The organism is Sphingobacterium sp. UBA7253, from assembly GCF_002472745.1.
Taxonomy (GTDB): Bacteria; Bacteroidota; Bacteroidia; order Sphingobacteriales; family Sphingobacteriaceae; genus Sphingobacterium; species Sphingobacterium siyangense.
In genome coordinates, this window is record NZ_DKSP01000030.1 from 32,048 (window position 1) to 51,138 (window position 19,091).

The 19,091-nt window shown below is 38.7% G+C and carries 18 protein-coding genes and 1 pseudogene; 8 read left to right on the top strand and 11 right to left on the bottom strand.

What is annotated here, in order from left to right; genetic code table 11:
• Positions 1 to 278: 278 nt before the first annotated feature.
• Both B2X72_RS02725 and B2X72_RS02730 read right to left on the bottom strand, forming a co-directional pair.
• On the bottom strand, positions 279 to 1,118 hold the full coding sequence (locus tag B2X72_RS02725; RefSeq protein ID WP_286848213.1) for an aldo/keto reductase: 840 nt from the start codon (positions 1,116 to 1,118) through the stop codon (positions 279 to 281).
• A 6-nt stretch (positions 1,119 to 1,124) separates the two neighbouring features.
• Positions 1,125 to 1,403, bottom strand: coding sequence for a hypothetical protein (locus tag B2X72_RS02730; RefSeq protein WP_286848215.1), 279 nt, complete (start codon positions 1,401 to 1,403; stop codon positions 1,125 to 1,127).
• A gap of 363 nt (positions 1,404 to 1,766) precedes the next feature.
• Here B2X72_RS02730 and B2X72_RS02735 point away from each other — a divergent pair, with 363 nt between their 5' ends.
• Together B2X72_RS02735 and B2X72_RS02740 are read left to right on the top strand one after the other, a co-directional pair.
• Complete coding sequence (locus tag B2X72_RS02735) at positions 1,767 to 2,285, top strand: ferritin-like domain-containing protein (RefSeq protein WP_286848217.1); 519 nt, start codon at positions 1,767 to 1,769, stop codon at positions 2,283 to 2,285.
• A gap of 263 nt (positions 2,286 to 2,548) precedes the next feature.
• Positions 2,549 to 4,747, top strand: a complete 2,199-nt coding sequence (locus B2X72_RS02740) for a hypothetical protein (RefSeq protein ID WP_217493540.1) — start codon at positions 2,549 to 2,551, stop codon at positions 4,745 to 4,747.
• Between the two features lie 94 nt (positions 4,748 to 4,841).
• On the opposite strand, the gene B2X72_RS02745 is transcribed toward B2X72_RS02740, so the two are convergent.
• The 4 genes from B2X72_RS02745 to B2X72_RS02760 form a co-directional block, all read right to left on the bottom strand.
• Positions 4,842 to 5,423, bottom strand: coding sequence for an NAD(P)H-dependent oxidoreductase (locus tag B2X72_RS02745; protein WP_070566799.1), 582 nt, complete (start codon positions 5,421 to 5,423; stop codon positions 4,842 to 4,844).
• Between the two features lie 76 nt (positions 5,424 to 5,499).
• Positions 5,500 to 5,871 (bottom strand): helix-turn-helix domain-containing protein, encoded by a 372-nt coding sequence (locus B2X72_RS02750; protein ID WP_217493541.1) that lies wholly within the window; start codon positions 5,869 to 5,871, stop codon positions 5,500 to 5,502.
• The gene (locus B2X72_RS02755) at positions 5,856 to 6,428 is read right to left on the bottom strand and encodes a hypothetical protein (protein ID WP_217493542.1); all 573 of its coding nucleotides are present in this window, start codon (positions 6,426 to 6,428) and stop codon (positions 5,856 to 5,858) included. Before B2X72_RS02755 ends, B2X72_RS02750 begins: the two co-directional genes overlap by 16 nt.
• A 15-nt stretch (positions 6,429 to 6,443) precedes the next feature.
• Positions 6,444 to 7,517, bottom strand: a complete 1,074-nt coding sequence (locus B2X72_RS02760; RefSeq protein ID WP_070566801.1) for an ATP-binding protein — start codon at positions 7,515 to 7,517, stop codon at positions 6,444 to 6,446.
• A gap of 1,108 nt (positions 7,518 to 8,625) precedes the next feature.
• Here B2X72_RS02760 and B2X72_RS02765 point away from each other — a divergent pair.
• Positions 8,626 to 8,892 (top strand): hypothetical protein, encoded by a 267-nt coding sequence (locus tag B2X72_RS02765; protein WP_139145013.1) that lies wholly within the window; start codon positions 8,626 to 8,628, stop codon positions 8,890 to 8,892.
• 136 nt (positions 8,893 to 9,028) lie between these two features.
• Here the strand turns inward: B2X72_RS02765 and B2X72_RS02770 are convergent, their stop codons facing one another.
• From B2X72_RS02770 to B2X72_RS02790, 5 genes are all read right to left on the bottom strand, one after another.
• Positions 9,029 to 9,730: a lycopene cyclase domain-containing protein gene (locus tag B2X72_RS02770; RefSeq protein ID WP_070566807.1), complete on the bottom strand. Its 702-nt coding sequence runs from the start codon at positions 9,728 to 9,730 to the stop codon at positions 9,029 to 9,031.
• On the bottom strand, positions 9,727 to 10,185 hold the full coding sequence (locus B2X72_RS02775; protein ID WP_070566810.1) for a sterol desaturase family protein: 459 nt from the start codon (positions 10,183 to 10,185) through the stop codon (positions 9,727 to 9,729). Before B2X72_RS02775 ends, B2X72_RS02770 begins: the two co-directional genes overlap by 4 nt.
• 9 nt (positions 10,186 to 10,194) lie before the next feature.
• Positions 10,195 to 11,031 carry a phytoene/squalene synthase family protein gene (locus tag B2X72_RS02780; protein ID WP_070567139.1) on the bottom strand — a complete coding sequence of 279 codons (837 nt, stop codon included), beginning with the start codon at positions 11,029 to 11,031 and terminating at the stop codon, positions 10,195 to 10,197.
• A 4-nt stretch (positions 11,032 to 11,035) separates the two neighbouring features.
• Positions 11,036 to 12,514, bottom strand: a complete 1,479-nt coding sequence (locus B2X72_RS02785) for a phytoene desaturase family protein (protein ID WP_070566812.1) — start codon at positions 12,512 to 12,514, stop codon at positions 11,036 to 11,038.
• A gap of 110 nt (positions 12,515 to 12,624) precedes the next feature.
• Positions 12,625 to 13,266 (bottom strand): MarR family winged helix-turn-helix transcriptional regulator, encoded by a 642-nt coding sequence (locus B2X72_RS02790; RefSeq protein WP_070566814.1) that lies wholly within the window; start codon positions 13,264 to 13,266, stop codon positions 12,625 to 12,627.
• 275 nt (positions 13,267 to 13,541) lie between these two features.
• Here B2X72_RS02790 and B2X72_RS02795 point away from each other — a divergent pair, with 275 nt between their 5' ends.
• The 5 genes and pseudogenes from B2X72_RS02795 (at position 13,542) to B2X72_RS02815 (ending at position 18,818) form a co-directional block, all read left to right on the top strand.
• Entirely contained in the window at positions 13,542 to 14,414 is an 873-nt protein-coding gene (locus B2X72_RS02795; protein ID WP_070566816.1) for a carboxypeptidase-like regulatory domain-containing protein, read from the top strand.
• Positions 14,415 to 14,664: 250 nt separating this feature from the next.
• Positions 14,665 to 16,005 (top strand): annotated as a pseudogene (locus B2X72_RS02800) (outer membrane beta-barrel family protein).
• A gap of 201 nt (positions 16,006 to 16,206) precedes the next feature.
• Positions 16,207 to 16,716, top strand: coding sequence for an STM3941 family protein (locus tag B2X72_RS02805; protein ID WP_070566822.1), 510 nt, complete (start codon positions 16,207 to 16,209; stop codon positions 16,714 to 16,716).
• Positions 16,717 to 16,893: 177 nt separating this feature from the next.
• The gene (locus B2X72_RS02810; RefSeq protein ID WP_070566824.1) at positions 16,894 to 17,913 is read left to right on the top strand and encodes an SDR family NAD(P)-dependent oxidoreductase; all 1,020 of its coding nucleotides are present in this window, start codon (positions 16,894 to 16,896) and stop codon (positions 17,911 to 17,913) included.
• A gap of 92 nt (positions 17,914 to 18,005) precedes the next feature.
• Positions 18,006 to 18,818: a helix-turn-helix domain-containing protein gene (locus B2X72_RS02815; protein ID WP_070566826.1), complete on the top strand. Its 813-nt coding sequence runs from the start codon at positions 18,006 to 18,008 to the stop codon at positions 18,816 to 18,818.
• Positions 18,819 to 19,091: the final 273 nt, after the last annotated feature.

Genomic DNA, 19,091 nt, shown 5'->3' on the forward strand with positions numbered 1-19,091 from the left:
GAAACTTCTCCAAAGTCATCTAGCGAAAAAAATCGTTCTTCCCATTCCGCTAATTTTTCTTTGTCAATGCCGATAACTTCTAATGCTTCGTCAATGTTGATCTCGTTTATTTCGTCGTATCCATTGAACCATTTAATATAGCTATACCAAAAGAATGTATTGTCTTTTATGTTGTATTGTCTTTTATGTTGTTTTGTGTAATTTGTCTATTCATATTTAGATACTGTTATTCAAATTCGATACGGCAAGCCAATTTATTTAAGGTACGATTCTAAATGCTATGCTTTTGGTACGGGAGCATTTGCCGCAATTAATTTTTCATGTTTTAATTCTTCCCAAAAATCGGCGGAAATTTTAGTCTTGAAAGATTCCGCATTTTGAATGGCCTGCTTTACGGTATGTGCTCCGGGTATCACTCCTGAAACCTCGTCTGGTGCTGCAGCGAATTGCAATGCAGCTGTCCGCAGGTCTACAGCATGATCGTCAGCCACCCTTTGTAAAGCATTCAACTTTTCTTTAACCCCAGCAGGAAACGTTCCATCATATAGGTAGCGGTCCCTGCCTGACAGAAATCCAGCACACAGTGGTGCGCCTACAACAATCGACAACCCTCTCTCAGCGATCTTTGGGAAAACCTTATTCAAATCGTCATCATGTTTAATCAACGAATATTGGCAGGCTGAAAGAAAAATATCGGGATCTGCCACGTCTAATGTTTGCAAAATTGGTTCGATGGTATTGACACCTAGCCCCCATCCTTTTATTATACCTTCTTCTCTCATTTTAGTCAGCTCGGGCATCGCTCCTTTCGCCGCTTGCTCAAAGTAACTTCCATAGCTGTCTTTCATATCACCATTGTCGGGTGAAAGATCATGAATATATACGATATCTATAGATGATAAGCCCATGCGCTGTAAGCTATCCTCTACGCTTTTTCTCACACCGGCAGCACTGTAATCGTATTGATAACGAAAATTCATTTTACCCTTCCATAACAACTGTTCCATGGTAAAGTCCTCTTTAGGTTCTAAGAGTCGTCCTACTTTAGTGGAAAGGGTAAAGCTGTCGCGTGGCTGATCTTTTAAAAACAAGCCCATTCTGCGTTCGCTGATGCCCAATCCGTATCATGGGGAAGTATCAAATAATCGTATCCCAGCATTCCAAGCTGCTTCTACTGCTTGGAGACATTCTAGATCTGCGTTTTGCTGAAAGCCATTCCCTAATGCCACGCCACCAAACCCGGCTTTATTATTGGAGCGAAAACGTCTGTGTTTGCTTAAATTATCAGGTTTTACCATACTATGTTCTTTAATTGTTCTTACCAAAATATTAGGTGCCGCTGCGCTAAAGATTAAGCCCGATCCTGCAAGGCCTGTTTGCACTATAAATTTTCTTCTTTTCATACGCGGCACCTTATCTAAATTCCCTTGACTGTGCTATTTATTTGCAATGGCCAAATTCAATATGCATATAGCAATCAGGATTCTGCTAAAAAAACCATTCTCAGGCCTGCTTTGTTTTAGAAGATCATCACTATAGCAGATCATCGCTATCGCATGAAGGACGATGGCATACTATTAGTGACCACACCAAGAAATAGATTGGTAGATCCAGCACAATTAAAAAAATTAGAAATAGTTGATCCCCGGCAATACGTTTTAGACCTTTTCCAATAATTGTACTCCCGAATTGACAAAACAGAAATCAAAATTAAGAATTTTTAAAAACGATCTTCTCCCCACTCGTGTCCATCTCTAAAAAGAATTATGGCAAAATCGAATCAAAATCAGCAACAAATGCCAAACGAGCATTTACATGAGTTATTTGTAGACGAATTAAAAGATATTTTAGGCGCGGAGAAACAGCTCTTAAAAGGTTTAAAGAAAATGAGCAAAGCCGCAGAAGACGAACAATTAAAACAAGCATTTGAGGAGCACCACAGCCAAACTGAAGGACAAATCGAGCGGCTTAAAGAAGTATTTGGAGCGTTGGGCATTGCTGCCCGCGGGAAAAAATGTAAAGCTATGGAAGGTCTGCTGGAGGAAGCTGATGAAATCATTGAAAATTTTGAAGGCGATCCAGCACTAGATGCGGCACTCATTTCTGCAGCCCAAAAAGTTGAACATTATGAAATCGCCAGCTATGGTTGCCTTGTCACATTTGCAAAATTAATGAACCATACTGAAGCCGAGCAATTGCTTCAACAAACACTAGATGAGGAAAAGCAAACCGATACATTACTCACAGAAATAGCCGGCTCGTCAGTAAACGAGTCTGCGTCATAAGTTAATAAATGCCCGGTAATCCGGGCATTTATTATACCTGTGCAATCGTCCATTGAGTTATCTTTAGCAAAACACATCCTATCCCTAGCCACAATCAATTTATTTTCTTCAAAGCTTAGTTATTCCTTTCATCAGCCTAATTGAAAAACAGGACAAACACGTTTTCACCGTAGTTGTACCATAAACATCAATTGTTAAAACGATTGTTACCTTGCTTCTCTTCCTATAAGGAGACAAGCACATTATACAGTTAAGAAATTAGCATGATGATAAATCCCGTCACTCCTTGGACAGCAACGGTCCAGGCTGATATAGCAGATTCTACGTCTATTTTTGAAATAGACCTAAAAACATACAGACTCAAAATTCATAATCCAGGCGATTCGATTTGGCTCGTGGTTATCTGGCCAACGGGCGCTAGCATAGCCTTTAGACTGGCCTTTGGGATGAATAGCAGGTTTGAAAAGGTGACGATCTCCGAAGCTCCCGATGAGATCCTTATCACTGCTTCTACTAGGTTAGCCTATTATCGAATCATTGTCTTCTTTCCCGAAAGTCTGCGCGCCACCTTTCGTTATACCACGACCTTGCGAACGAAATTACCGCTTCTTATCCCGTTTTGGCCCCGCGATATTGTTCCCTTGACTAAAGATGGAAATACTGAAAATACAGTGGGAAAAATACATGCCAAACAGGTAGGGTCCCGGTCAGGACAGCTTTATTTTAGTATGACAAAGCCAAAAGCCGGTTCGGTGTTCTATTTTCAGAATCTCACAGCCATGTCTCCCTATTGCCAGGAAACAGAAGTATCACTCCGGGAAACTGTCGGCGGTGAATGGCCAGAACTGGGGTTCCAGTTTCCTGTAAACGCTGAAAAACCATTGCCGGCCAATAAAGAATATATCATTTCGGATGCTTTTGTACAGCTCGATGAAAAGATTCCCGAAAGTGACGTCGAGGTCGTTGAAAGTTACCTCGATTCACTGGCATCAATATACCTCCTCCTTCCTAAGCCTGAAGCCAGCCAACATAATTGGCTGCAGTCGGCTGAAAAGATCCTGGATAATATTTCGAACAACAAAGGTTGCTGGACACAAACAGACGGCAGTCCTTATCTGAATGCTTATGTGGGCGACTACAAAACGCCTGCAGAAATCATGGTGCAGCTTGCCGTCATACTCCCATTGCATGAGTATCTTACCTGGACCGGAGAGCAGCACCCTTTGTTGCAGGAGCTCTCCGATGGACTCACCTCATTTTATGATAAGTCTATAAAGAGTTTAGTCAGGTGGCACCCTTCGTTAAAAGATGACTTGGATCATTCCGAAGAGCAAAAGAGTGAGATGGTAATGGACTCCTGGTATCTACATCACCCCTTGTTAAACCTCGCCAGGCTTGCATTGCGGGGCGACAAGATGGCTGAAAAACTATTTCTGGATTCGATAGATTATGCGATAAAGGTTGCCAAACATTTTGACTATCAATGGCCTGTCTTTTATAAGATGACCACTTTGGAGGTATTAAAAGCCGAAACGACTCCAGGTAAAGGTGGTGAAAAAGACGTCCCGGGATCATATGCACACGTTATGCTCCTGGCCTGGCAGCTGACCAAAGAAAAACGATTTTTTCTGGAAGCAAGCAGAGCACTTAAAAGTTTAGACGGTCTGGCCTTTGATATATTTTATCAGGCCAACAATACGGCATTTGCTGCTGGGGCCTTTTTGGAGATGTATAAGGTGACCGACGATGAGCATTACCTAAAACTAAGCTATTGCTGCCTCGCCGGCATATTTAAAAACTGTCAATTGTGGGAATGCAATTATGGTTACGGCAAAAACTTTCCTTATTTTTTTTCTGTTTTTCCCTTGAAAGATGCCCCCTATACCGCGGCATACGAAGAGCTGGAAGTATTTGCTGCCCTGCATCATTATCTTGAGGTGGCAGCAGGAATGGCTATTCTTCCATCGCTAAAAATATTGATCCCGGAATTTATCAAGTATGCTGCGGGCCGACTCGCCTACTATTACCCTCCGCTACTTCCGACAGAAATGATTGTCGAAAAAACCAAAACGGGTGAAATACAAAAAGATCTATGGATTCCACTTCAAGACATACATGATGGCTGGGAGAAAAGCGGTGAAGTCGGCCAGGAAGTATATGGCGCCGGACTGGCCTTTGGTATCATACCACGACAGTATTTTAAAGTGGCCAATTGGGGTGGAATAGTTTTTATAAATTACCCAATTTCAAACTTTCGAGTCGGCAAAGATTCAGTCACTTTCCGATTGGAGGGCAGTGATCTGCTCCGGGCACAAATGAGGCTTTTAGGCTTTTCCAGAGAAGTATTAACCAAAATAAGCGTAGAACAAAAAGTTAAATCATCATATAAACGTGTGCATTCAAGTCGTACTGGTTTTTACGAATTAGCCGGAGCTGGGATGGTTAGAATAACAAGAAAATAGATGAACAAAAAAGTTGATAGCATATCCGATCAAGATCACCTCCGTCCTCCCAAGAAGTTAATATAGCTGAAATTAACTTCTTGGTAAAAGGACTTTATCGAACCAAGGAATAAGCATCAACGATTTCCATTTTCCATTCATCTATCGTTTCTGCTGCTGCACGGTCGGCACGGTCAAAGAATAAATGGCACTTCACATCGAAGCCACAATAGGTATAGATACCTCTGTCGGAGGTCAGTATCAGCGCCCTATCCATTCCTATTTCCTGATATTCAGCCTTTGATTTTCCATGTGAATTGATAATGTAGGCGGTCTTACCGGCCAACAGTCCTTTTTGTACTCCGTTATCGTACCTATAGGCAAATCCGTAGCTGAATACCCTATCGATATATCCTTTCATCATAGCCGGCATACCTGTCCACCATATCGGATAAATAAAGGTAACAGCTTCAGCCCAGGAAATATGTTGCTGTTCCTTTCTAATTGCTTCGCTTACGATGCCCCTGCGTTGTCCGTCCATATCTTCAAGGGACAGCACAGGGTCGAAATTAAGCTGATACAGATCCCTGACTACAACTTCGTTCTTTTGTTGCAGGAGTGTTTCTTCAATTGTTTGCTTGAATAAATGATTTAAACTTGCCGTATTTGGATGGGCATAAATAATAAGATGTTTCATTTTTTTTGTTTTAAGTAATTGAATAAAACAAAAATAGCCTGAAAGTAAACGGAAAAATTGTAAGAAAACGAAAAGGCTATTCTCCTGAAGCCCGGCAGATATCTTGCTGAAATCGAACAAAATTTCTTGGGGAAAGATTGATAAAATGCTTAAAATCCCGGATAAGCTGGCTTTGGTCGTAATATCCACATTCAGCTATAATTTCAAACCAGTCCACTTTTTTCGATGATAAAAGAACATGTTGTATCAGTTCAATTGCTTTTACAAAACGCTGGTATCTACTAAGCTCTTTGGAGCTATAGCCAAAATGCTTTTTTTGCGTCAATTGCACATTTCTTTCAGTTTGCCCGGTTTCTTCGGCAATGGTCTTGACTGGATTGCGTGTACTGTCTTTAAAATTAGCCAATAAAGCCGCGGTGCTGTGCTGTGATTTTAAGTAAGTCTGCAAAAATCGAGAATGCAGTTTACTCGGTCTGATACACTTGTCATACCGTTCAACTGATGCCACAGGTAGCTAAAACAATTTTCACTTATAACTTCATCTGGGTTTATTGGCAAATGCTGTGAAAGAAATGCCTTTCCAAAAAAACGATAAAATGCATCGCCCTTGAAATTAACCACTAAAATTTGTGATCCGGGGAGAAGTGTATATTCAAAGGCAGATTTTAAGGGACCTAGTACGATGCATTTGTCCACCTCGATTTCATTTTTGGCATCAGAAACCAATCGGACTATTGTACCAAAGTTGAACACCATAATAGTCTGAAAAGACGGCAACAATGTTTTCGTTAGGGCAGTTGCTGAATTGTTCTCTGCAAAATAAAAATGAGAAAACACCGTTTCAAATTCGCTTGCAATGGAAAGCCTGTAACTACGGTATGTCTGTTCGTCTGCTTTCATGATTTGTGGCATCCATATTAAAACTGTTGATCTTTTGCTACTGCTATTTTGGTGTTTCTCCTCTAATCTACGAACAAATTCAACATGATCAATTAAATCAATCATTTCCGAAGTTCAAACCTAATCTTGCTTCAAAAAGATCTTTATTTCTGTTCCATGCCCAGGCTCACTTATTAAGTCGATCTTTCCACCAGCTTGTGTCACAATCGTATTGACCAAATATAGACCTACGCCAGATCCATCGACCATTTTGGTTGCGCGTTTAAATTTCTCAAAAATCGTCTGCTGCACTTCTGGCCCCATGCCTATCCCATTATCCTTTACAGAAATAACGACATAGCCATCTTCCTTGAAAGATTGCACTAGAATTTCTGGAGACTGTGACTCTGGTGTATATTTAATCGCATTATTCATCAGATTATAGAGCACACTACGCAGCTTACGTCGTACAAAAGTAAATTCCGAAACTTTTAAATCCTGTCGGATGATTGCATCGGTTTCTATCAGCTGCGGTGCTAAACTCAACCGCACGTCCTCTAGAATATTTGGAAGATCGATCAGTTCAGTTGATGCCTGATACTTCTGCTTTTCCCAACGACTTTCGGTCAGATCATCTATTATTTTTTTTATTTCTACCAAACTTTTCTCATGATTTTGCATTAAGGGCAAGAATTTCGCTGAATTTTTATCCTTAAATTCCTTCATTAACCCAAATGTTAGTTTAAGTACCAATAATGGATTTTTAATATCATGGGCTATTGTATCGAGCAGCAACTCATGTTCTAGAACAAGCCGTTCTTGTTCTTTAAGATCCTTTACTCTTGGCGTAATATCTACAAATGTAATAATGACTCCATTCGTCCGGTTCTCATTACGGACATGATAAGGGAGTATATTCATCTGGTACCACTTTAAATCTGTAGTCTGTATTTCTTTCTCCAAGATTTTACCTGTCGCTATCACCGTGTTTATATTACTGATAAAGGTCGGAAATCTAAAATTTTCTCTTATATCCTCTAGCGGCATTCCTATGAATTCAGATTTAAGATCAAACTGCTTCATTGCTGGTGGAGTGAACTTTCTTAAAATTAAGTTAGCATCAACGAATAACTGCGGGATAATGGTATTGCTAAAATAGTTTTCCAGGTCTTCGTTGAGTTGAGTTAAGTCACTAATTTTCTTGTTTTTATTCATTAAATACCCTATATATTATGAATAAAAACAAGAAAAAAACAGATATTGTTTTGCGGTATTAAAGCTCAAAACCGTAATTTGGGTCCATCTAAAAATTTTTAAATTCATTTTAAACAGCAATAGGGCTGAATTGATTACTGACATCAATCGTTACAGGATTGCTACAAAATAGAAAGCTTGGTAAGGGCTGAAATATCATTTCTTATACCAGATACTATCTCCTACTTAAAGCAACTTGCTGCACAATCCATTAGGTATTAAAAAATTCAATCTTGGGCATACATTTCACACTCTTTTGCCAACGGTGAAATTAATCCATTTATTGCCTGATGGACTTGGAGAATATTCAAATAAATTTGGAGAGGAATTATGGGCAGCCTGTTGCATTTTTCTATATTTGAAGTAAATGGAACTCTTATCTTATCTACTTAGAAACATAAAATTGAACAGCGCCGAATGTGATGCTATCGGCAGAGCCTTTAGTAAACAAATATTTGCGAAAGGTACTGTACTGGCACATCCTGACAATCACCACCAAAATGTTTATTTTATTGAAAAAGGATTATTACGCGCTTTTTATAATTTAGATGGAAAGGATATCACTCATTATTTTTTCGACGAGAATAATTTCCTGATATCTTTTGAAAGTTTTTTTTTGACCGCCCCCACCCCTATGGTAAACAGGTATTGGAAGAAGCTTGTTTGCGTGCTATCCCCTATAGCAAACTCGACGAACTCTGTAATAGCATCCCTGCTTTTAAGAACTTCCGGCTGCAGGTATCGCTGCAAGTGATTAGTATGCTATCCGAAAAAACTCTTGCATTACAATTTCAAACTGCCGAGCAACGCTATAAAAATATGCTCGACAAATTTCCTGGCATATTGCTAAGAGCCTCCTTGGGACATATTGCCTCCTATCTGGGTATTACCCAACAAACACTAAGCGTGATACGCGCGTGCAGGTAGTCGATTTCATTTTTAAGATATATTAAAAACACTGCAGATTATTTTAATTTGCTTTGCAGTATGAAATCATTACATATGAAAAAAATACTGTCATCCCTTGTCATCATCTTCATGGCAATAATGAGTGTTGCTCAATCCTCCAATGATAATTTTTGCAGGTAAATGGAAAACCGAGGAAGGCTTCATTATCACCATCACTTACAGCAACGGAAAATTTTCTGGTCTTGATCCCAAAGGACGTCCAACCCTCTACAATGTGCGTTTTGAAAAAAATGAATGGAAGGGGACTGTGGAAAACCATGATACTGGCCAAAAAGGCAATTGCGAAATGTACCTGCAGGGAAAAAAGTTGAAAATTGTGGCCCATAAAGGCATCTTTTCAAAAACTTTTTACTGGGTAAAACAATAAGCAAAAAAATTAATTAAGGTATTTTTAATTCAAAGTGAGAGTCGATAAAGTAAATCCATTACAAACATGGATTTACTTTCCAAAAAATCAAGCAGCGGATTTCTGAGCTTATTTGAGCTGTCCAAATGCATCCACTTTATAGATTGGATTTTAGGGGCATACTTTGAAACTTTTTGAAAAAGTAAAGAACCCACAAAAACTGAGTGTATCCGTACACTGCATCTTCAACCGGAATCGTAAGTACCCTAATCCCCATAAATTCCATTGGATTGTAATTGACAATAGGGGACTCCAATCCTGTTCCGGTAAGTATGCCGTTGACAGGTAAAAAGCCCAGCATCAGCAAAGTGAAGACTAAAGAGGCCTGCGTAATCCATTGTATCCGAAATACAAAGTGAAAAAGCACCAATGTCACCATAGTCACAGCAGCGGTAACTACGGTATAGATTCTGTCAGCATATCGAAGGGCAACAACAGCACATATAATGAAACTTACAAAGACAACAACATTATTAAAAGCCGATAGCGATTGTAATCTAAAAAATTTATCGATGCAGAAATAGGTAAAAATACATGAAAAAGGGATGAAGATAAAGAATAGCCATTCTTCCAATGGTAGTCCTGCTATAGCCAGTCCCAAGGTATATCTTGTGTCAAACCACCACACTCCCTTACTGGTAAACCAGACATCCCAAGCTATAAAAAATACAGCAACAAGCGCTGATGCCTTTAAAAATGGGATGAACTCACGATCGAATCGAAGCCGCTTGTCGAAGGATGCGACAAAACAGATTATGACCGTAAAAAATAAGATAAGCGAATAAGTATATTGCATCATATTTTTTCATTGTTAGTATACATTTTAAAGTATTTCATTGGAACATATAAAAAGCCAAAACACTCGCCCTCCTCTTTGCCTAAATGTTTATGGTGTTGTTTATGGGCGCGACGAAGCGCTAAAAAGTAAGGGTTATTCGTTTTACTCAACCATTTGAAACGTTGATGGATAAATATATCATGCACAAAGAAATATGCCATACCATAGAGCATAATTCCCAATCCAATATAAAACAGATAATTGTACGCCTTTAACGACCCAAAATACATCAACGCGATCGTGGGAAGGGCAAAAATGATAAAAAAGTAATCATTCTTTTCCAGAAACCCCACATTGCTGTGATCATGGTGATCGCGATGTAATATCCAGAGAAAGCCGTGCATAATGTATTTATGGATAAGCCAGGTGGCGCCCTCCATAGCAATAAAAGTGACCAATACTGTAATAAAATTCATAACTCTATTTTATAAGTAAGCAGCTTTGTAACGTAGATAACTTTTAAAAGCAACGTAGGCTTTTTGTGCATTAGGTATCCTAATCCTGCTTTCCAAAATTTCTTTGGAGGATTTTTTCCGAATCTTCGCAAATAGTGAAAGATAATATTTATAAGCCAGATAAACGCCAAATTTTGCCGATGCAGGCAATTTTTTGATTCCCAAAAGCGCTTCCTTAAATTCGCTGTGTATCTCATCCTCAATCTGGCTTTTGAGTGCATTGTCAAACACCGCCATATCCAGGTTTGGAAAATAGGTACGTCCAAGCACCTGATAATCTTCCTTGAGGTCACGCAAGAAGTTTATTTTTTGAAATGCAGAACCCAGTTTCATGGCGTAAGGTTTTAACTCCTCATAGCGCTGTCTATTACCTTCTGTAAAAACCTGTAAACACATCAGCCCCACCACTTCAGCCGAACCATAAATATATTCTTTATAACGTTCGGAATTATAGTCGACCTTATTCAGATCCATTTCCATGCTATGCAGAAATTGTCGGATCAGCTCGATGTCGATAGCATACTTATGCACCGTCTCCTGAAAAGACTGTAATATCGGATTTAATGAGATACCTTCCTCTAAAGCACAGTTAGTCTCGAGGTATAACCGCGCCAAAAGTCGCTGCTTATCATAACCATGAAAACTATCGACTATTTCATCAGCCAACCTTACGTAGCCATAGATTGCATAAATACTAGCCCTAATGCTTGGCTTGAGGGCCAATATACCAAGCGAGAAACTTGTACTATACTTTTCAGTTGTTTTTTTGCTTACTTCATAAGCGAGTTCATCAAATAGCTTTTTCATGGTCTTATGTTTTACGATATAATTCAATGGCTTCTTTGGCAACAATTTTCCCCGATAAGATGGATGGAGGTACTCCGGGACCAGGAACTGTCAGCTGACCTGAATAAAAAAGATTATGGACTTTCTTATTTCTAATCTTGGGTTTCCATACCGCTGTCTGTTTTAATGTATTTGCTAGCCCATAAGCATTTCCAGCGTAAGCATTGTAATCGCTGATAAAGTCGCTTACGCAGTAACTTCTCTTGTATGTAATCTGCTCGTATAGGTTTTTTGTACCAGTATGCTTTTCCAAACGCTCTAACATCTTAATTAGGTATTTTTCACGTGTTTCATCATCGTCTGAGATAGCTGTCGCCAACGGCATCAACAAGAAGAGGTTCTCACTGCCTGGGGGAGCCACATGAGGATCCGTTTTGGATGGACAACATACATAGAACAGTGGATTTTGGGGCCATTTTTTTTCACCATATATACAGTCAATATGATCGTCCAACGGATGCTCAAAGAACAGTGTATGGTGTGTTAGATTTGGAATGGACGATTTCATCCCCAGATAATATATCAAACTCGAAGGGGCAAAGGTCCTACTCTTCCAATAATCTTCATCATAGTTTCTCAAATCCTTGGTAAGTAGTGTTTCGATATGATGATAATCAGCGGATGCAACCACAAGATCAAATGCGTAATCTACGCCATTAACACCTAATGAAGTGATCTTATTCTTTTCAATTTTTAATGTATCAACATTATGATCGAAATGAAAAGTGACACCTTGCCTCTCCGCTACTTGCTGCATCGCCAGTACTAATTGAAAAAAACCTCCTTTCGGATAATGAGTGCCAAGTGCGTAACCGCCGTAGTTCATCAGGCTATATAATGCCGGAATATCCTTGGGTGAGGCGCCCAGAAATATGACCGGAAATTCCATTAATGTCCGCAATCGTTGGTCCTTAAAATATTTGGCAACATAGGATCGGAAATTGGAAAGCAAATCTAGCTTAAAAGCGCTAAGTGCAATCTTTGGAGAGAGAAATTCGCCCCAATTGTGACAGGGTTTATTGACGAAATCCCGCATCCCCACTTCATACTTAAATTTTGCAGCTTCCATAAATCGATCTAACTGCGTACCAGCCCCAGGTTCGATCTGTTCAAATAATAGTTTTAATTGCTGATAGGATTCCGGAACACGAACTTGTCCGGAGTCAAATATCATTTCAAATTGAGGATTGAGCGATACAAGCTCAAAAAAATCAGCTGTGCTGCATCCAAAATCCGAAAAAAAGGACTCAATGATATCGGGCATCCAGTACCAGCTCGGTCCCATATCAAATTTAAATCCTTCTTTCGTACTGAATTGTCTCGCCCTTCCACCGGGCTGCGTATGTTTCTCAAAAACATGCACATCGTACCCTGCTTTAGCAAGATACGCTGCCGCTGAAAGACCCGAAAAACCTGCGCCAATAACGGCTACCTTCTTTTTCATTTGTTTTTTTAGCTAAACTACTTGGGCAATTCCCAATACTTATTGGCACCGCAACTAGTAATGTACACATCCTATTGATTTTTGTCATTTCTATCGCATCCCGATGTGGATTATAACTTCACTTGCTCCAGCAATTTTTCCGGTGCAATATTTCTATCATAGATTAATTGATGAAATTTGCTCAGTTTATCCAATAAACTTATCAATGTTATTTTTTCGTGGTAGGTCAAATCGCCTGAAACAATCTGCGTCGCATGACGTATTTTTCCCATTTGCCGGTCCAATGCCGACAAGCCATTTTCCGTGATGTACAGCAACTTACTGCGGCGGTCCAGTTTTGAATCGTGTTGACGTATCCAACCTTGTTTGATCAAACGGTTTATAATGGCCATGCCGGCTGGTTTTTCATGAATATTCCTTCTGATCAATTCCATTTTTGTCATCTCACCAAAGGACCGTAGTGTAATAAGATAGATAAACTCCTCTTGTGTGGAAAAATCAGATTCCCAAATAGCAGCCTTTGAATAACTTTTTGCGAACCTATTCATATGCACTATTAACGTGCTGATGACACTTTCCGGACTACGCCCATTTTCCTTACCGTCCCAATTGGGTTCTTCGAGAACATCGGTTGCCTTTGTTACTATCCAACGTTTAAATCCATTTGCGTCAGTGCTATAGATTCCGTCTACGTTTTCCTGTTCAAACTCTTCAACTAATCCAATGATTTCTTTTAAAAGCTGATATTTCATACACTTTATTTAGAACATAAATATACCATATTTGTTTTAATTATTTTAAAAATAATATTTTTTAGAATAAAAATAAACCAACATCATAGCCTTAATAGTGGCAAACTGTAACCCATCGAGGATAGAGACTTGCTTTAACTATAACAAGACCAAGTTTCTAAAGTTATGTTCGTTTTTATTATTACACGTGCAACATTTTTTCCGTGAGCTCGACTAACCTATAGTCACTAACTGCAAACAATTGTCATCAAGCTTTGCACAAGAACCTTAAATACATGAAAGAGTTAAAAAAAATTGCCCTAGTTCTCCCATACCTGTTGTTTTTCGCTATATCTCATGCTTCGTCTAACACGACGATCATTTCATTCATCGATTCAACCTTTACTGTTACGGGAAAAGTAGTTGATTCTATTACTAACGAACCTGTTCATTTAGTTTCCATATCCTTACTGGATCATCAAAGTGGCAGCAATCCTGTCAGAACAGTGGTGACAAATGAAAGTGGGGACTTCCAATTGACCCATAGTCAGCGTTCATTTTACCTAAAAATCAATCATATGGGCTTTCAGTTTCAGATAAAAAGAATTGTAATACCCAACGGGAGCAATATAGATATGGGTACTATAAAGCTTCATAAGATTGACAATAAGCTTGAGGAGGTTGCAGTTTCTTCCAGAAAACCTCCCCTAGAACTTATTACCGGTGGGTATAGATTTAATGCGGAAAACAATATACTAGGCAATAGTACAAATATAGCAGAACTGCTCAAGCAGGTTCCGGGATTAACAGTTGATGAAATGGAAGGCAAATTACAATTGCTTGGAAAAGGAGCTACTGTATTGATCAATGGTCGGAAAGTCAATTTGGGTGGTCAAGATTTATTTAACTACCTGAAATCTCTACCGAGCAATGAGGTCTCGTCCGTTAACGTGCTTACAAGTCCGGGTGCGGCATATGATTCCGCCGGAGATGGAGGTGTGCTCGATATCAGACTTAAGAAAAATTCCAATTTGGGCTTCTTTGGGTCGGCAATTACAAGTGTTTCCACCCTTTGGGGGACGGACCAATCGCTCAATTTAAATCTTAAAAAAAGTAAGTTTGAAATTTCAGTGGGCTATAATTTTTCATATAGTGAAAACCCTACATAAACGAAACGATCTAATAAAAAACTATTACTTACCCGATTCTAGTTATCTCTATAGACAAGAACAGGCCAGCCAAAGATCCCAAAGAACACATTCCATGAAAACCAATACACTTTATAATATTGATTCGACGAGCACACTCTCTTTTAATTATTGGTACGCCAGCTTTTATGGCAAATTTCCTAATGAAAGAGACGCTACGATCTATAATCGGGAAGATCAATTTCAAAGGCAGCTTAAACAGCAGGACTTCATGTTTTTGGACAATAATTTTCATATCGCCGACTTCATTTATGATAAAGATTTTAAAACGAAAAGCAAGCTTTCGATCGGTATGAATTACGCGAAATACTCGAATGAGAATAACACTTCATTCTGGAGAAAGGCATATGATTTTTCTAACACGGAAATAAATTCCTCAGAAAATGATAGCAGAAATTTTATTACTTCCAGACCATATGAAATCTGGACATTCAATACAGATTACAAAACAAACATTGGAAAGGGTATTGATCTAAAATTCGGTGCAAAATATGCCCGTGCAAATACAGAAAGCTTCTTTAAGAATCTAGCCACAGATGGAATTATCGATGCAGGAGAATTAAATAATGAAAATAAGGTTTAATATAACGAAAATATACTTGCAGCCTATTCTTCTCTGAATGGTAAATTGAAACACTTCTCCTTCGATTTAGGCTTGCGATTAGAATCATTCGACTATAAATTACGAGCCGTTTCAACTGACGAACAAATTAAAAACAACTATCTTAATTTATTTCCGAACTTTAATATACGTTATGATTTCGAAGACCTTAAAAACAGCATTGCTTTATCAGGGAACAGAAGAATCGAACGTCCCGGGTATAGTATGCTCAATCCTTTTGCGGTGAACAATAATCCTATCTATTTCACCAATGGTAACACGCATTTGAAGCCATATTTTGCGAATAGGCTAGATCTGCAATATTCACATAAGTGGAATAGCAACCATTCACTGATATTTTCTTTATATGGAAACTCCTCGAAGAATATGTTTACATATATCTCCAGATATAATGAGGAAGTTGGGAGTCCAGAGTTTAACTATTATAATGATTACAATCTAAATCAAATTGGAGGTTATGTCATGTCGCAAAACAAGTTTGGAAGCAGCGTGAATGTCAGTACATATTTATCAGCACAACGCCCAACTTTCAGATCGAACAATACAGAAGATATTTTGTTACCTGGGATTGTCAACTTTAGTGGGTCGATCAATACTTTCATCTATATTCTGCCAAAGACTACTGTTCAAATACTCGGCTTTTATGCATCGAAAAGAAATAGTTTTCAAATGCAATATGGCGCAACGGGATATATCACGACGGGTTTACAGCAAAAAGTGCTTCAGGACAAGTTAAATATATCCCTCACGATTGAGGATATTTTCAACTTACAAAAAGGACCTATTTCCAGTTTAGGCAATGTGATTAGCATTGAAACAGTGAATAAATTGAAGTCACGCTATGCAAAATTGAGTTTCAGCTACAATTTTGGAAAAACCTTTTCAGCAAAACAGACCAAAAAGCTCGAAAAGGATTCGAGGATAGATTAACCCATCAATACTTTGATCATCACAGATGATTCGTGGAGGCATAGCGCTGGATATAATTGAGTTTAGAAAATAGTTTAAATACAGATAGACATTAAAATACCGCGAATTTAAAACGATTCACCACGAATTGGAATTCCCTTGAAAATTTGAGGAAAGTTATTCTAATTTAGTCCTATAAATACATAGAAGAAAAAGTGAATTATGAATGAGACTATCATAGAATTTGATAATAAAAAGCGCCTGAAATTAGCGCTGTTTGGTTTGCTGATGACGATAGCGGCTTTGGCATTTGCCTACTATATCTTCTTTGTCGCCGAAAAAATAAGAATTTTCCCTGGGTCACTGATGTTGACCTTAGGAGGCTTAGGGTGTTATTGTCTGATTGGTGGTATAAAGGCCCTATTTAATAAAAATCGAACCGGCCTCCTATTAAACGCAGATGGTATTCGATATAACGGTACACCAGTAGGAATAAAGGTTGGGACAGTAAAATGGACTGCGATTCAATCCGTCTCAACAGGGATGGCCCATGGTGTCCATTTTGTTTTTTTGAAGCTACACAATCCCGAAAATTATATACAGCAGTTCGCTCCACAAGTACAACAACATCTGCTCGAAAATGGAATAGCCATTTCATCCGATCAGTTGTCGCTTGACTTCAATGAGCTCAAAAACCTCATTGAATCATATTATCAGCGGTATCAGCAATAGTAAAAAGAAAAAGATTAGATCCCCCAAAATCGTTCAAAACCTGTACAAATCAATTGAATGAGTTGTTCGCCTAATATTTTTCATTGATCTTTTAAACAAAGTAAGTTAGGACGTCTAAACAAAACCCTGCGTCAAAATCCCTCCTACCTTTGTCTTAACAAAATCAAATTTTTAAAAATGAAAGCAAACAATTATCAAGGGGCATTACAGAAACCAATCGGTTCTGGCTTCACAGCAAAATCTACTTCCGAGGACGTCATTAAAGGAATTGATCTAAGCAATAAAATCGCAATTGTAACGGGAGGTAATACGGGAATCGGACTTGAAACTACCAAAACGCTCGCTTCTGCCGGTGCAACTGTTATCGTTCTTGCAAGAAACGTTGAAAAAGCAAAAGTAAATTTAGCAGGTATAGTAAATATCGAAATCGAAGAAGTGGATATGATTGAACCATCTTCTATTGACAGATTTGCTAGAAAATTCATTTTATCAGGCAGACCACTTCATTTACTAATCAACAATGCCGGTATTATGTGGGTCCCTTTGCAGCGTGACCAACGTGGAATTGAATCGCAACTAGCGACAAATTATTTAGGGCAATTTCATCTTACAGCTAGACTGTGGCCCGCATTAAAACAGGCGGGTGCTGCACGAGTTGTCAATGTATCTTCTCTTGGACACCATAATTCTTCCTTCAATTTTGAAGATCCAAATTTTGAAAATCGCGAATATGAAACTCTTCAGGCTTATGGTCAATCAAAAACGGCAAGCAATCTTTTCACTTTAGAGCTAGATAACCGAGCCAAAGATTTTAATATAAGGGCGTATTCTTTACATCCCGGCTCGATCGGAGGTACAGAATTGGGGCGGGATGCAGACCCGGAACAATGGAGGAAGTTAGGATTTTTAGATGAAAATGGAAATATACACCCAGCGATGATGGCTGCATTGAAGACCATTCCACAAGGTGCTGCGACTACGGTTTTTGCAGCGACCAGTCCGTTATTAGATGAAATAGGCGGTGTATATCTGGAAGATAACGATATCGCAGAGTTGCTACCAACAGATCCTTTAATCCCAACCCATACAAAACTGCATCAGAACGGTGTCCAACAATATTCATTGGATAAAGATTCAGCAAAACGCCTTTGGCACCTTAGTGAAGAAATGATCGGAGTAAAGTTCAATATAGACTAATATCCAAACGGCTTACGATAAAAGATTTAGCTATTAATTTTTTATATTTATGTCATCACAATGCCTTTAAAGCCGAACAGAAAATTCGAATCATGGAGTATAAAGCAAAATATATAACAGATGATATTAAGCTATCCTGTTATGAGGATAAGTTTTTCAAATCGGATATCAGTTTCGAGTGCCATATGTTAATCTGGTTTATTTCCGGCGAAACAAAAATTGTACAAGCCGATGCTACTTACGTGTTTAAAAAAGGTGATATTTTTCTAATTCCAAGAAATCAGTTAGCAACAATTATCAACTACCCAAAAGATGGACAGCCTCACAAAACGGTCGTGATGCACTTAACGAGTGAGAAGCTAAAAAATTTCTATGCAAATCTGACCATAGAGCCTTCTGCTCGAAAATCGGAAAAGATATACAGCTTTAACAATCATCCTTTACTGGAAAGCTGTCTTTCCTCATTGATTCCTGATTTTGAACTACAGAAACTGCCCGAGAACATTGCCTCCCTGAAAATCACGGAAGCAATCAGTATCCTCCGGGCGATAGATAAAGAAATAGATCCTATTTTGGCTAACTTTGAAGAACCCGGCAAAATTGACCTGGCAGGCTATATGGAAAAGAACTTTATGTTCAATTTATCGCTGGAAAAATTCGGTTATCTGACAGGACGAAGTTTCACCACCTTCAAAAGGGATTTTAGCAAGATTTTCAACCTCACACCGCAGCGATGGTTAACAAAAAAACGATTGGAGCTAGCACACTATCAATTTGTTGAAAAAAGAATGAAACCAATCGAAGTTTGTTACGCGGTAGGATTCGAAAATCTTTCACATTTCTCCTATGCGTTTAAAAAGCATTTTGGTTACACGCCTACCGATCTGCTAGCATCGGGACTTTGAAAAAATGTTGAATAGGTCTAATAGCGAATTTCATTCCGGATACATATTAAGCATTTGAAAACGTTGAATACAAATCATAGCGAGCGCAAGCTTATCTCAAAGGCCACCTATCATCGTGCAGACTGAAAACTCATATATATCAGCTAGCACAGATGAATCCAACTCTTATACGTCTAATGGGAGCAGCTTATAATACCTTCGAATCAATTCTATTTTATGAATTTTATTCCAGTTGCAATATAGAAATTACGATAAATAATTACAGATCCAATT